14 protein-coding genes are annotated in these 12,917 nt (G+C 74.4%); 7 read left to right on the forward strand and 7 right to left on the reverse strand.

Annotation, left to right across the window (positions count from 1 at the left end):
* Positions 1-13: 13 nt before the first annotated feature.
* The 4 genes from Dvina_RS33480 to Dvina_RS33495 all read left to right on the forward strand — a co-directional run bounded on the left by Dvina_RS33480 (position 14) and on the right by Dvina_RS33495 (position 3,493).
* Positions 14-1,027 carry a LacI family DNA-binding transcriptional regulator gene (locus Dvina_RS33480; protein WP_223093283.1) on the forward strand — a complete coding sequence of 338 codons (1,014 nt, stop codon included), beginning with the start codon at positions 14-16 and terminating at the stop codon, positions 1,025-1,027.
* A 19-nt stretch (positions 1,028-1,046) separates the two neighbouring features.
* Positions 1,047-2,072: a LacI family DNA-binding transcriptional regulator gene (locus Dvina_RS33485; protein ID WP_223093284.1), complete on the forward strand. Its 1,026-nt coding sequence runs from the start codon at positions 1,047-1,049 to the stop codon at positions 2,070-2,072.
* A 735-nt stretch (positions 2,073-2,807) separates the two neighbouring features.
* The gene (locus tag Dvina_RS33490; RefSeq protein WP_223105853.1) at positions 2,808-3,188 is read left to right on the forward strand and encodes an ADP-ribosylation/crystallin J1; all 381 of its coding nucleotides are present in this window, start codon (positions 2,808-2,810) and stop codon (positions 3,186-3,188) included.
* Between the two features lie 83 nt (positions 3,189-3,271).
* The gene (locus Dvina_RS33495) at positions 3,272-3,493 is read left to right on the forward strand and encodes a DUF7489 domain-containing protein (protein ID WP_223093285.1); all 222 of its coding nucleotides are present in this window, start codon (positions 3,272-3,274) and stop codon (positions 3,491-3,493) included.
* On the opposite strand, the gene Dvina_RS33500 is transcribed toward Dvina_RS33495, so the two are convergent.
* The 4 genes from Dvina_RS33500 to Dvina_RS33515 form a co-directional block, all read right to left on the reverse strand.
* Positions 3,475-4,653: a serine hydrolase domain-containing protein gene (locus Dvina_RS33500; protein ID WP_223093286.1), complete on the reverse strand. Its 1,179-nt coding sequence runs from the start codon at positions 4,651-4,653 to the stop codon at positions 3,475-3,477. The two genes, Dvina_RS33495 and Dvina_RS33500, sit on opposite strands and share 19 nt — an antisense overlap.
* Before the next feature lie 83 nt (positions 4,654-4,736).
* Positions 4,737-6,131: a glycosyl hydrolase gene (locus Dvina_RS33505; RefSeq protein ID WP_246655487.1), complete on the reverse strand. Its 1,395-nt coding sequence runs from the start codon at positions 6,129-6,131 to the stop codon at positions 4,737-4,739.
* A 115-nt stretch (positions 6,132-6,246) separates the two neighbouring features.
* Positions 6,247-7,113: an NAD(P)H-hydrate dehydratase gene (locus tag Dvina_RS33510; RefSeq protein ID WP_223093287.1), complete on the reverse strand. Its 867-nt coding sequence runs from the start codon at positions 7,111-7,113 to the stop codon at positions 6,247-6,249.
* On the reverse strand, positions 7,097-7,825 hold the full coding sequence (locus tag Dvina_RS33515) for a histidine phosphatase family protein (protein ID WP_223093288.1): 729 nt from the start codon (positions 7,823-7,825) through the stop codon (positions 7,097-7,099). Before Dvina_RS33515 ends, Dvina_RS33510 begins: the two co-directional genes overlap by 17 nt.
* A 283-nt stretch (positions 7,826-8,108) precedes the next feature.
* On the opposite strand from Dvina_RS33515, the gene Dvina_RS33520 reads away from it, so the two are divergent.
* Both Dvina_RS33520 and Dvina_RS33525 read left to right on the forward strand, forming a co-directional pair.
* Positions 8,109-8,984 carry a phosphotransferase family protein gene (locus Dvina_RS33520; protein ID WP_223093289.1) on the forward strand — a complete coding sequence of 292 codons (876 nt, stop codon included), beginning with the start codon at positions 8,109-8,111 and terminating at the stop codon, positions 8,982-8,984.
* A gap of 11 nt (positions 8,985-8,995) precedes the next feature.
* Positions 8,996-9,955, forward strand: a complete 960-nt coding sequence (locus tag Dvina_RS33525; RefSeq protein WP_223093290.1) for a sporulation protein — start codon at positions 8,996-8,998, stop codon at positions 9,953-9,955.
* Between the two features lie 6 nt (positions 9,956-9,961).
* On the opposite strand, the gene Dvina_RS33530 is transcribed toward Dvina_RS33525, so the two are convergent.
* The 3 genes from Dvina_RS33530 to Dvina_RS33540 all read right to left on the reverse strand — a co-directional run bounded on the left by Dvina_RS33530 (position 9,962) and on the right by Dvina_RS33540 (position 12,070).
* Positions 9,962-10,711: a glycoside hydrolase family 16 protein gene (locus Dvina_RS33530; protein ID WP_223093291.1), complete on the reverse strand. Its 750-nt coding sequence runs from the start codon at positions 10,709-10,711 to the stop codon at positions 9,962-9,964.
* Between the two features lie 64 nt (positions 10,712-10,775).
* Positions 10,776-11,519, reverse strand: coding sequence for an SDR family NAD(P)-dependent oxidoreductase (locus Dvina_RS33535; protein ID WP_223093292.1), 744 nt, complete (start codon positions 11,517-11,519; stop codon positions 10,776-10,778).
* Positions 11,516-12,070 (reverse strand): leucine-rich repeat domain-containing protein, encoded by a 555-nt coding sequence (locus Dvina_RS33540; RefSeq protein ID WP_223093293.1) that lies wholly within the window; start codon positions 12,068-12,070, stop codon positions 11,516-11,518. Before Dvina_RS33540 ends, Dvina_RS33535 begins: the two co-directional genes overlap by 4 nt.
* 232 nt (positions 12,071-12,302) lie before the next feature.
* On the opposite strand from Dvina_RS33540, the gene Dvina_RS33545 reads away from it, so the two are divergent.
* On the forward strand, positions 12,303-12,737 hold the full coding sequence (locus tag Dvina_RS33545; protein ID WP_223093294.1) for a hypothetical protein: 435 nt from the start codon (positions 12,303-12,305) through the stop codon (positions 12,735-12,737).
* Positions 12,738-12,917 lie beyond the last annotated feature (180 nt).

Raw genomic sequence — 12,917 nt, forward strand, 5'->3', positions numbered from 1 at the left:
GACCTGGACTGCTGTGAAACGGCCCACGATCAGCGACATCGCCGAGGCCGCCGGGGTCTCGATCGGCGCCGTGTCGTTCGCGCTCAACGACCGGCCGGGCGTCTCCGCGCAGACCCGCGAGCGGATCCGGGCGATCGCCGACGAGCTGGGCTGGCAGCCCAACGCCGCCGCCCGCAACCTCTCGGCCGCCCGCGCGGAGGCGATCGGCCTGGTCATCGCCCGCGACGCGGCGACGCTGGGCGTGGAGCCGTTCTACATGCAGTTCATCGCCGGGCTGGAGACCGAGCTGTCGGCGACCGGCACCGCCCTGGTCCTGCAGGTCGTCGGCGACCACGAGCGGGCGGTCGAGGCGCTGCGGACCCTGTGGGCGGCCCGGCGCATCGACGCGACGATCCTGACCGACCTGTGGACCGACGACGTGCGGGTGGCCGCCGTCGACCGGCTCGGCCTGCCCGGCGTGCTCGTCGGCCACCCGTCGGTGCGCCCGCCCGGCTCGAACGTTCCCGCGGTGTGGAGCGACGACGCGGCCGCCCTGACCGAGGCGGTCGGCTACCTGGCCGGCATCGGCCACCGCCGCATCGCCCGGGTCGGCGGCCTCGTGTCGCTTTCACACACCCGCATCCGCACCGCCGCCTTCCGGGCCGCGGCCCGCACCCACGGCCTGCGCGCCGCCGAGGTCATCGACACCGACTACACGTGGGAGGCCGGCGCCTGGGCGACCGAGCGGCTGCTGACCGCGGCCGACCCGCCGACGGCCGTCATGTTCGACAACGACATCATGGCCACGGCGGGCCTGCACGTGGCCCGCAAGCTGGGCATCGACGTGCCGGGCCGGCTCTCGATCGTGGCCGGTGACGACTCCCAGCTGTGCGAGATGGCGTACCCGGCGCTGAGCGCCCTCGCCCGCGACGTCCACGCCTACGGCGCCCACGCGGCCCGGGTGCTGCTGAGCGGCTCCGGGGCCGACTACCAGGACGCCACACCGCGCCTGCTGCTGCGCGACAGCATCGCACCGCCGCCGCACTGAACCGGTTACGCTCTGGTCCATGGGGGCCCGGCGACCGACGATGAACGACATCGCGCGCCGCGTCGGCGTGTCCCGCGTCGCCGTCTCCTACGCCCTCAACGACCGCCCCGGCGTCTCCGCCGACCTGCGCGAGCGCGTCCGCGCGGTCGCCGCCGAGCTCGGCTTCCAGGCCAACCGGGCCGCCGTCGCCCTGCACGGCGCGTCCGCCGACGTCGTCGGCCTGGCCCTGCGCCGCACGTCGGCCGCCCTGCGCAGCGAGGTGTTCCGCCGGCAGTTCATCGCGGGCCTGCAGATGGAGCTGTACGCGCGCGGCTCCGGCCTGGCCCTGCAGTTCGTCGAGCACATGGACGAGGAGATCGCCCTCTACCGCCGCTGGCACGCCGAGCGCCGCGTCGACGGCGTCGTCCTGTGCGACCTGCGCGCCGACGACCCCCGGCTGCCCTTCGTCCGGGACCTGGGCCTGCCGGCGGTCGTCGCCGGCGGTGCGGGCGAGCTGCCCGGCCTGGCCAACCTCTCCACCGACGAGACCGCCGGCGCCGCGAAGATCACCGGGCTGCTGTCGGCCCTGGGCCACCGCCGCGTCGCCCGGGTCAGCGGCCCGGCCGGCCTCGCCCACACGGCCGCGCGGACCGAGGCCCTGCGGTCCCTGCCGTTCGTGACGGTGGAGGCCGACTACACCGGGGAGGCCGCCGCCCAGGCCACCCGCCGGCTGCTGAGCGGGCGCGAGCGCCCCACCGCGATCGTCTACGACAACGACCTCATGGCCCTGGCCGGCCTGGGCGTGGCCGCCGAGATGCACGTCGCCGTCCCGGCTGACGTGTCGATCCTGGCCTGGGAGGACTCCCCCCTGTGCCAGCTCGTCCACCCGGCGCTGACGGTCCTGCAGCGCAACATCACCGACTACGGCATGCGCACGGCCCGCCTGCTCTTCGAGCTCCTCGACGGCCGCCCGCCCCGCAGCGTCCGCTACGGCAACGCGACACTCGTCGTGCGCGACAGCACCGGCCCGGCCCCGGCGACGACCGCGAGCACGCACCCGTCGTAGCCGCGCCCGCCGACGGTCCGGATCGCCGTCGCGTGCCCGTAGCGGTGCAGCAGCTCGACGGCCGCGATCACCTCGGTCGGCGGGCTGATCGCGATCCGCGCCCGCTCAGCTCGATCCGGATCACCGACACTCCCCCGGGGCCGCGCGGCTCACGCTCCCGCACCGCCCGGCGAGGTACGCGACCCCGGCCCGGGGCGGCGCCGGCCCGACCTCCTCAAGTGCCCGCTTCTGCCATCCGGCCGGCGCCGTGCACGACGGCCGGAGTGCGGCCGGCCGTGGCGAACGGGCAGCCGAAGTGCGACCCGCCGCCGGCAAGCGGGCAGCCGGAATGCGACCCGCCGCCGGCAAGCGGGCAGCCGGAGTGCGACCCGCCGCCGGCAAGCAGGCGGCGGGAATGCGGTTGGCGGCCGGTGACCCGGCGCGGATGATGGCCGGATGACCGTGATGCCCGGCTCGGGGCCGCCCGCCGCGTTCGGCTTCGCCCGCGACGGCGACGACGGCACGGCCGTGATGCTCTGGGTGGGCACCGCCGACCGGCCCGAGGCGGCGGCGGTGCTGGCGGCGGCGTGCGGGTACACCGGCGGGCCGGCGTCCTTCCGCCTCGGCGCCGCCGGGTTCGCCGCGGTCCGGGACCGGGTCGCGGCCTGGGCGTGGCTGCCCGCCGACGGCGACGTCACAGTCGTCTTCGCCGGTGACCTGACCGACGAGCCGGCCGACCGCCACGTCGCGGCGCTGCTGGCCGCGGTCCGGGGCGGGCGGGCCGAGCACCCGGACGGCACGACGACGCTGTGGCGGCCGGTGGGCCCGGCCGAGCTGGCCCTGATCCGCGACGGCGGCTGGCGGGCGTTCCCGCCGCGCCTCCCGGACCAGCCGATCTTCTACCCGGTGCTGAGCGAGGACTACGCCACCGCCATCGCCCGGGACTGGAACGTGCCGGCCGGCGGGGCCGGGTACGTCACCCGGTTCCGGGTCGCCACCGGCCACGCCCGGCGCTACCCGAACCGGGAGGCCGGCGGCGCCGATCGGCTGGAGCTGTGGGTGCCGGCGGCCGAGCTCGACGCGTTCAACGCCCACATCACCGGCCCGATCGAGGTCGTCGCCGAGTTCACCGCGTAGCCGCCGCCTCATCCGCAAGTCGCAGGCGCAAGACCCGTCCCGGGCCGGAGGCGCCGCCGCCCGCGGATCATTACGGTCGGTACATGACCAAGCACACCGGCGCATGGAGCGGTACCGTCGCGAAGAAGTCCCGGGCCGCGTTCGACGGCTCCAACCTGTACCGGCGGCTCGCGGTGCGCCTCGACGACGGCACGACGATCGACGTCGAGGTCGGCCGGGCGCTGTGGCGGGAGCTCGAGGTCGGCGACCGGCTGGTCCAGGACGAGGGCGGCACGCCGCACCGCGGTCAGTCGTCGACGGCCTGATAGACGGCGGTCCACAGGTCGTGCCACAGCGGCCGCCGCTGGTCGCCGGCGTGGGCCCGCTGGAGGCAGAAGACGGCGACGAGGTCCTCGGCGGGGTCGTTGTACCAGGCGGTGCCCCAGTAGCCGGACCAGCCGTAGCTGCCGGCCGACGGGCCCAGGCCGGTGCGGCGGGTGCGCACCGACATCCCGAAGCCCCAGCCGATGTCGTCGAAGTAGCCGGGCCAGAACCCCGACCCGGCCTTCTGGTCCGGGGTCAGGTGGTCGGTCGTCATGAGCGTCACCGCCGGGCGGGACAGGACCCGCTCGCCGTTGTGGACGCCGCCCGCGGCGAGCGCCGAGGCGAACGCCAGGAAGTCGGCCGCGGTCGAGACCAGGCCGCCGCCACCGCTCTCGAACGCCGGCGGCGCACTGAACCGCCCGGCCGGCGGGTCGTCGACGACCCGGTCGGCGGTGGCGTCGTAGCCGGTCGCCAGCCGCCCGAGGTCCGCGGGCGGGACGCTGAACCCGGTGTCGGCCATCCCGAGCGGGCCGCCGATCCGCTCGCGCAGCGCCGCCCCGAACGACATCCCGGTGGCCCGGGCCACGAGCACGCCTGTCACGTCGCCGGCGGTGTCGTACATCCACCGCGCGCCGGGCTGGTGCACGAGCGGGAGCGCACCGAGCTGCCGCAGCCACGCGTCAGGCCCCGGCCCGCGGACCGCACCGAGCGCGTCGGCGATCGGCACCGTACCCGGCGCCGCCGGTATCAGCCCGGTGCCGAGGGTGTACGTCAGCAGATCCCGCACGACGATCGCCCGCCCGGCCGGCCCGGTGTCCTCGACGGGCCCGCCGGGATCGGTGAGGACGCGCATCCCGGCCAGCTCCGGCAGCAGGTCGTCGACGGGGTCGTCGAGGCGCACGGTGCCGTCCTCGACGAGCGTCATCAGGCACGCCGCGGCGACCGGCTTCGACAGCGACCCGAGCCGGCAGATGGTGTCGGCGCCGAAGGCCGTCGCCGAGCCGGGCCCGTCGAACGCGAGCCGCCCGACGGCCTCGGTGTGCACCGCACCGTGGCGGGCCAGCAGCGCGAGCCCGCCCGGCACGAACCCGGCGTCCACGAGCCGCTCGAGCCGGTCGCGCAGCCGCACCAGCCGCCGCGCCGAAAATCCTCCCGAGGCCATCTGCGCACCCTACCGACCCGCCGGACCATCAGCCGAGGGCCGGGCCGGGTTCGCGCCCGGCCGGGCCCTCGGCCGCGGGTGGGTCAGGCGGGCAGCGTCCACTGCTGGTTGGTCTGGCCGTTGCAGGTCCAGATCTGGATCTGCGTGCCGTCGGCGCTGCTCTGGCCGGTGGCGTCGAGGCACTTGCCGGTCTCCGGGTTGACGAGGGTCCGGCCGGTCCGCACCCACTGCTGGTGGCCGTTGCGGTTGCAGTCCCACAGCTGGACCTTCGTGCCGTCGGCGTTGATGCCGCCGGTCACGTCGGCGCACTTGCCGAGGGCGCGCAGCGTGCCGTCGGCGCCGACGGTCCAGGTCTGGGCGGTGCCGCCGTTGCAGGTGTACAGCTGGATCTTCGTCCCGTTCGCCGTGCCCGCGGCGGCCACGTCCAGGCACTTGCCGGCCAGGCCGGTGACGGGGCCGGTGGCGCCGGAGCCGCCGCCCGCGGTGGCGCCGGGGACGGTGAACTCGCCGCGGACCAGGACGCGGCTGTTGAAGTACGTGTTCTGGACCGCGGCGTTGGTGTTGTAGTTCGGGTCCTGCAGATACTCGGCCCACACCATGAAGTAGGTCCAGCGCGGCTGGGCCTGCAGCAGGGCGACGCTCGGGACCTGCCCGACCTCGGCGAGGGCGATCGGCTTGCCGGCGGCGACGTTCAGCATCGCCTGGTAGTCGCCGGTGCTCGGGGCGAGCTTCACCCACATGTCGAGGGTAGCCACGTCCACATAGGACGCTCCGGGCCAGTAGTCGGCGATCGAGCCCATGTTGGTGTCCTTGACGTTCCACACCCACACGAGGTTGGCCAGGCCCTGGCCCACGTAGTAGTCGTGGACGATCTGGAACAGCTTGCGGCTGCCGTTCGCGCCGGGCCGCCCGCCCCACCAGGACCAGCCCTCGTTCATCTCGTGGACCGGCCGGAACAGCACCGGCACCCCGGCGCTCTGCAGCTGGCGCAGGTAGGGCAGCGCCTCGGCGAGGCGGTTCTTGAAGGCGGTGTTGAGCGCCGAGCCGTCGGTGACGAGCTGGCTCCACTGGCTGTCCGTGAGGTGGCTGAGCACGCCGCCGGCGTCCCAGCCGCAGGTCGAGCCGACCGTCGGCGGGCACATGTGCCAGGTCAGGGCCACGAGCGAGCCGCCCTGCCACTGGCGGATCGCCTCGCTGACCATCGTCTGGCGGGCGTTGACGTCGGAGCCGGCGAACAGGAAGTCGCCGCCCCACAGGCCCGGCGTCTGCCCGGTGACCGCCTGCGCGACGCGCGTCCACTTCGTCGGGTCGCTGTTCGGTTCGCGGTTGTGCTGGCCGGTGATCGTGTACTGCCCGGAGATGCTCGCGAGGTAGTCGACCAGGGCGGGCCGGGTCGATGCGGGGAACGCCTGGGCTGGTGCGGGGCCGGTGATGAGCGCGGCGAGCAGGATCGCCGCCACGGCGAGCGCCTTGCGCACGATGACTCCTTCCGGGCCGGGCGGGGCGGCGCTCGGCCTCGACTGTTCAGGACCCTTACTGAACCGAGTAAGGGGCCTGACAGTATTGCGGAAGGGTGATCGGTGTCAATACGAACTACAGGGACACCGTGCCGATGGTGTACGCGACCTCGTCGAGCAGTTCGCGCGCCAGATACCCGGTCCGGCCGAACCGTGGGGCGAGGCGCTGCCCGGCGACGGCGTGGGCGTACGTGGCCCAGCAGGCCGCCTGGGCCGGCTGCGCACCCCGGGCCAGCAGGCCGGCGACCAGGCCCGACAGGACGTCGCCGCTGCCGGACGTGCCGAGCCCCTCGGCGCCGCTCTCCTCGCGCCAGACCGAGCCCGCGGGGTCGGCGATGTGGCCGTGCAGGGTGACGGCGGCACCGTAGCGGGCGGCCAGGGCCGCCGTCTCCGCGGCGAGGTCCGGGCCGACATCGCGGCCGAGCAGGTGGCCGGCCTCGGTACGGTTGGGCGTCAGCACGGCGGTGCCGAGCTTCGCCGGGCTCCGGCTCAACGCCCCGAGCGCGTAGGCGTCCAGGACCATGGCGGTGTCCGGCCCGGCCTGCGGGAGTACCGCCGCCAGGATCTTCTCGGTTTCTTCGATGTTGTCCAGGCCCGGGCCGAGCGCGACCGCGTCGGCCTGCCCGACCAGCTCCAGCAGCTCGTCCGGCAGGTCGGCCGAGACGCTGCCCGACGCGGTCTCGGGCAGGCCCAGCACCTTGGCCTCCGGCACGGCGATGCTCAGCGCGGTGGCCGTGCTCTCCCCGACCGCCAGCTGCAGCCGCCCCGCCCCGGCGCGCAGCGCGGCCACGCCGGCCAGCAGGACGCCGCCCGGGGTGTTCCGGGACCCGCCGACGACCAGGACCGTGCCGCGGTCGTGCTTGTCACCGCCGATCGCGGCGGGCAGCGGCCAATCGCGCAGCAGGTACGGCGTGATGACGCGGGGCTCAGACGGTGTTGGCACCGACGTCCTCCTGTCGTGTCGGCGGTGTATCGTCGCGGTGCAGGTGCTCGACGGCGTTGAATCGCTCCGGGCGCAGGATGCCGCCCTCGTTGACCCAGCTCGTGACCGAGCAGTTGGCCATCGCCGTGCTGCGGGCCACCGCCATCAGCTCGTGCTCCTGCAGGCCCTCGATGAGGTAGCGCAGCAGCAGCACGATCGCCTCGTGCCCCACCAGCAGCACCCGGCCCCCGGGATGGTCGGCCCGCACGTCGCGCATCAGGCTGCGCAGCCGCAGCAGCACGTCGGACCAGGACTCGCCGCCCGGCGGCCGGTAGTACAGCTTGCCCAGGTGGCGGCGGCGTTCGGCCTCGGCCGGGAAGCGCGCGGCGACGCCCCGGGCGGTGAGCAGGTCGAGCACGCCCAGCTCCCGGTCGCGGAGGCGCTCGTCGTACCGCACCGGCACCCCGGTCCCGCCCAGCGCGGCGGCCGCGGTCTGGCGGGTGCGCAGATACGGCGACACGACCGCGAACTCGGGCCGCTGCGCCGGCGGCAGCTCGGCGATCCAGCGCCCGACCGCCTCCGCCTGCTCACGGCCGAGGTCGGTCAGGGGCACGTCGGCGTCGCGCTCGGCCAGGTCGATGACCTCGAGCCCGGCCTGCTCCGCCTCCTGTGCGCGCACGTTGCCGACGCTCTGCCCGTGCCGCACGACACCCAGCCAGCCCAGTTCCGCCATGGGAGGGCTCGTACCCACCCGGGCCGGGGGATAACGCCTGCCGCCCGGCGCCTTGCCCGTGCGCTGCCCGGCAGCCTGCTCGCGCCCGGCCCGGCGCGGTCGCGGGTCAGGCCGGCCATCGCCACGACCGCGGCGACCGCGCCGGTGATCAGGCGGCGAACTCGCAGTGTGCTCCTGCTCAAGACCTTTCCCGTTCCCGTGTCCGTACGCGATCGGATCGGAGCTGGGGAATGCGGCGGTAATTTCGCTGGAGCGCGTGACAGCGGGCTGATCGGAGGCGGCTGTGCAGTGGACAGGAAGCCGGCGCATCGCGTGGGACGCGGTGCCGGCGGCGGTGCGGGGTGCGGTGCAGGCCCGGCTGGGAGCGCCGGTGGTCGTGGCCGAGTCCCTCGCCGGCGGGTTCTCGGAAGGGGTCGCCGCCCGGCTGCGGCTGGCGGACGGGCGGGACGTGTTCGTGAAGGCGGCCGCGGACCCGGCGGTGCGCGACTTCCACCGGCGCGAGGGCGTCGTCGCGGCCGCTTTTCCTGTGGGGGTACCGTCGCCGCCCCTGCTGTTCGCCCTTGATCTTGACCCGTGGGTGGTGCTGGTCTTCGCCTTCGTCGAGGCGCCCCTGGCCGGGCCCGCGGACCGGTCGCGCGTGCTCGCTGCGGCCACGGCGATGGCGGCAGCGCTCACGCCCGCGCCGATCCGCCCGGCCACGGCGCCGCGCCTCGGGGGTTTCGCCGGGCTGGCCCCGCACGACGTCGCCCGGGTCTCGCCGTGGGCGGCCGCGCACCACGCCGAGCTCGCCGACCGGGAGCGTGCCCAGCGCTGGGACGGTGACACGTTGCTGCACGGGGATCTGTACCTGTTCAACGCCCTGGTCTCGGCGCAGCGCGTGTGGATCGTCGACTGGGCGCACGCCTGGGTCGGGCCCGCGTGCTGCGACGTGCTGCCGCTCATGGCCGGTGGGAACGATCCCGAGGCGCTGTGCGCGGCCAACCCGCTGACCCGGGACCTGCCGCCGTCGGTGGTCGACGGGTTCCTCGCCGCGCACGCCGGGTTCCTCGTCCGGCTGGCGCTGCAGGCGTCGGACCCCAGCCTGAGCGCGGCCGCGGCGTCACTCGGGCGGGCGTCGCTCGCCTGGCTCGCACGGCGACCGTACAGTGCTACGTGCTAATGTTGATTGCCATGGTGTTCAAGAGGATGCTCGCCGCCTTCGGGGTCGGCGGACCGGGTGTCGACACGGTGCTCGACACGCTCGAAGCGCAGCCCGGCGGCTTCATCGACGGGCAGATCCACATCCAGGGCGGCGATCGGGATGCCCGCATCGAACGGGTCACCCTCGCGCTCGGCACCCAGCTCGACAACGGTCCGGGCGTTGAGCTCAATCGATCCACCGCCGCCGAGCACTTCACGGTCCGCGCCGGTGCCACCGAGTCCGTGCCGTTCCGGCTGAGCGTGCCGTGGGAGACGCCGATCACCAGCGTGTACGGGCAGCACCTGCGCGGCATGGTGATGGGCGTGCACACCGAGCTGGAGGTGGCGGGCGGCCGCGACAAGGGTGACCTGGACCCGGTCGCGATCACACCCCTGCCGGTGCATCAGGCGATCCTGGACGGGTTCGCCGAGCTCGGGTTCCGGTTCAAGAAGGCCGACGTCGAGCACGGCTTCATCCAGGGGGTACCGCAGCAGCTGCCGTGCTATCAGGAGATCGAATTCCTGGCAGCGCCGCAGTACGCGGACCGGATCGGCGAGGTGGAGCTGACCTTCCTGACCAACCCGCGCGGCGTCGAGGTGATCCTGGAGTTCGACAAGCGCGGCGGGATGTTCCACAGCGGCGGCGACGCGTACAGCCGATTCAGCATCGGCCACGACCAGGTCGCCGGCACCAACTGGGCGGGCGTGGTCGACGGCTGGGTCCGGGAGGCCGCACAGCGGCACAGCGCCCGGTACGCCGCGCACGGCGGGCACGGGCCGGGCGGATACGGCCACGGCCCCTACGGTCACGGGCGGCGCGGCGGCGGCATGGGCATGGGCACGGTGGTCGCCGCGGGCGCGGCCGGCGTCGTGGGCGGCCTGGTCGCCGGCGAAATCATCGACGAGGTGTTCGAGGACGACGGCGGGGACTTCGGCGGCGACTTCGAGTGACGGACCTCAGGTACCGCTGACGCGCTCGACCACGAAGGCCGGCACGTGGCCGGCGTGGTCCGCCGCCGCGGGGTGGGCCGGGAAGTCGAAGACGGCGACCATCATCTGCATCGGATAGTCCGGGGCCTGCCCCACGGTGCGCACATGGTCGCCGTCGACGAAGAAGTCGACCCGGCCCGGGCGCCAGTCGGCGGCGTAGGTGTGCGGTTCGCCGACGTCGATCGGCCGCCGCGGCTTGGCGAAGTCGTCGCGCAGGGCCGGGTCGCGGAACGGGTGGACGCCCATCCCGACGTCGGCCCCCGCTGCCGTCACCGCGTCGCCGAACACTTCGACGATGCAGATCTCACCCGAGCGCTGCGGCTCGTCCTCGAGGCCGACCATCCACACCGACGCCATCGAGCGGGGGCTGAGCGCCATCCGGGCCCGGACCTCGAGGACGCCGTAGCGCGGGGTCCAGCCCCACTGGACCGGCTGGGCCTCGCGCACCCGCAGCCCGGGCTTGAACGGCTGCTGCCCGGCGGTGCTGCCGACCGGGCCGCAGTACACGCCGGACTGGATACCGGAGACGCGCAGCGGGGTGTCGTGCTCGTCCGGGCACCACAGCCCCTGCTCCGGCGGGATCGACAGCCGCAACTGCGAGCCGTGCACCGCATAGGTGGCCGCGCTCTGCGCCCGCGAGCTCCACTGCGGCAGGTAGTGCGGAATCCACACCGACCGGTCGAGGTCAGGACCGTCGAAGTCGTCCTCGAAGCGCACCGGGCCAGCGTAACGCCGGGCGTCCCGTCGCCCCACCCGCGCTCGCCCGCATCGCCTGACCGGCTCAGGTCGCCTCGGGATCGGGCCCGTGCACGGCCCGCCCACCGTCGACGGGCAGGATCGCGCCGTTGATGAACCCGGCCGCGGGCGACAGCAGGAACGCCACCGCGTCCGCCACCTCCTGCGCCGTCCCGACCCGCCCGAGCGGGTGCAGCGCGGCCATCTGCGCGTCGACGCCGGGGTGGGCGGCCCGGTACTGCTCGAACCGCCCGGTGGCGATGGACCCGAGCGCGACCGCGTTGGTCCGGATCCCGTCCGGCCCGTGATCGACGGCCACGGCCCGCGTCAGGCCCTCGATCGCCGCCTTCGCGGTGGCGTAGGGCAGCGCCCCGCGAACCGGCCGCTGCGCCTGATGCGAGGAGACGTTGACGATCGCCCCGCCCCGCCGATGCTCGAGGAAGTGGTTCACGGCGACGTGGCAGCCGGTGAGCGCCAGGCCGAGGTTCGCGGTGACGAGGTCGAGAATCGCCGCGGCCGGGGCGCCGGCCAGCCCGGCGTCGCGGAACACTGCCGCATTGTTGACCCACCCGGTGAGCGGCCCCGCACCCTCGGCGGTGACGGCGGCCCGCCGCGCCGTCTCCTGATCCCGCGCATCGCCGAGCACCGACACGATCCGGTCCGTCGGCGCGCCGGCGAACTCGGCCACGTCGAGCACGACGACGTGCCCCTCAACGGCGAGCCGCTCGGCAACGACCCGCCCGATGCCCTGCGCCCCGCCGGTGACGACGAACGACGGCCGGCCCGTCACCGCGCGCCGCCGCTGCGCATCGTGAACCCGTCCGCGGACGCGAAGTAGGCGGCCAGCACCGCCTGCGCCCCCGCCGACCAGTAGCCCGGGTTCTGGTACAGGTACTCGGGGTCCATGAGCGGCTCGTCCTCGAGCCCGTGGAGGTGGCGCAGTCCGGTCAGCCGCCTCAGCTCCACCGGCAGCTCCCGCAGCCCGTTCCCGCCCAGTTGCAGCTCGGTCAGCCCGCGCAGCTCCCCGATCGCCGCCGGCAGCGCCGTCAACCGGTTCCCGTGCAGCCGCAGCTCCCGCAGCCCCGTCAGCAGCCCGATCGACGCCGGCAGCGCCGTCAACGCGTTGTCATTGAGGTCCAACGACTCCAGCCGCCCCAGCTCTCCGATCCGCTCCGGCAGCGCCGCGAGCCGATTCCCGCTGAGGTCGAGGTCCTCCAGCTCGACAAGCGCAAACACCGCATCCGGCACCCGCTGCAGCCCCAGACCGGCAAGGTCGAGCACCGCCGACCCGGCCGCGACCACAGCCTCGATCTCGCGCGCAGCCCGCACCTCCGCATGCACACGACCAGCCTGGCACACCGGCCCGCCCGCCGGCCCCCCTGCTCCCCATCACCGAACCCCGCGATATCCCTGTAAATCCGACCAATCCGGCATCGGGTCGGCGCCGAATCCCTCGTGACCGGCAACACTCCATCGAGGACGGGCCGGCTTCGCGCACCTCAACCAGCTCAACCGGTCCGGCGTCAAGGGCGCCGTCCGGCTCAGCCTGCACGGCGACCAGGTCGACGTCACCGTGTTCGCCAGCGGCCTGCTGCGCAACGCACCGCACGCGATGCACTTCCACACCGGCGGCGCCGGCCGATGCCCGACCATGGCCGCCGACACCAACGGCGACGGGATCGTCAGCACCACCGAGGGCCACACCGCCTACGGCATGATCGCGGCGTCGCTGACCGTGACCGGAGACACCAGCCCGGCCAGCGGCCTGGCCGTCGACCGGTTCGCGACGACACCGCACGGCTACCTCACCTACCACCGGACGGTCATGGTCGACGACATGACCGCAGCCGCCATCCGCGCCGGCAACGCGGTCCTCGTCATCCACGGCATCGACCCGAACGGCACCGGAACCTACGACGGCTCCGCACCGAGCGACCTCGACCCGAAACTCCCGCTCGAAGCGACATCACCCGCCGCCTGCGGCGTCATCAACGCCCACCACTCGTAACACTCCACCAACGCCGGGGCTGCGCCCGCCGCAGCCGCAGCCCCGGACCCCGCACCAATCACCTCATCGGCCAAAGCCTCCACTCGCCACCGCGCAGCACGGCAAGCGACCAATGGTGCTGGATTCGAACTGCTTGCGGAACGACGGCTGCCAGTCTGGAGCTCGGCCGCATCGGAGGGC

Origin of the sequence: Dactylosporangium vinaceum, from assembly GCF_019904175.1 — a bacterium.
Lineage (GTDB): Bacteria > Actinomycetota > Actinomycetes > Mycobacteriales > Micromonosporaceae > Dactylosporangium > Dactylosporangium vinaceum.

Coding starts and splice junctions, on each gene's coding strand:
- Dvina_RS33495 (WP_223093285.1), top strand. CDS start 3,272: ATGACCAAGCACACCGGCGCATGGAGCGGTACCGTCGCGAAGAAGTCC.
- Dvina_RS33485 (WP_223093284.1), top strand. CDS start 1,047: ATGGGGGCCCGGCGACCGACGATGAACGACATCGCGCGCCGCGTCGGC.
- Dvina_RS33515 (WP_223093288.1), bottom strand. CDS start 7,825: ATGGCGGAACTGGGCTGGCTGGGTGTCGTGCGGCACGGGCAGAGCGTC.
- Dvina_RS33500 (WP_223093286.1), bottom strand. CDS start 4,653: ATGGCCTCGGGAGGATTTTCGGCGCGGCGGCTGGTGCGGCTGCGCGAC.
- Dvina_RS33525 (WP_223093290.1), top strand. CDS start 8,996: ATGGTGTTCAAGAGGATGCTCGCCGCCTTCGGGGTCGGCGGACCGGGT.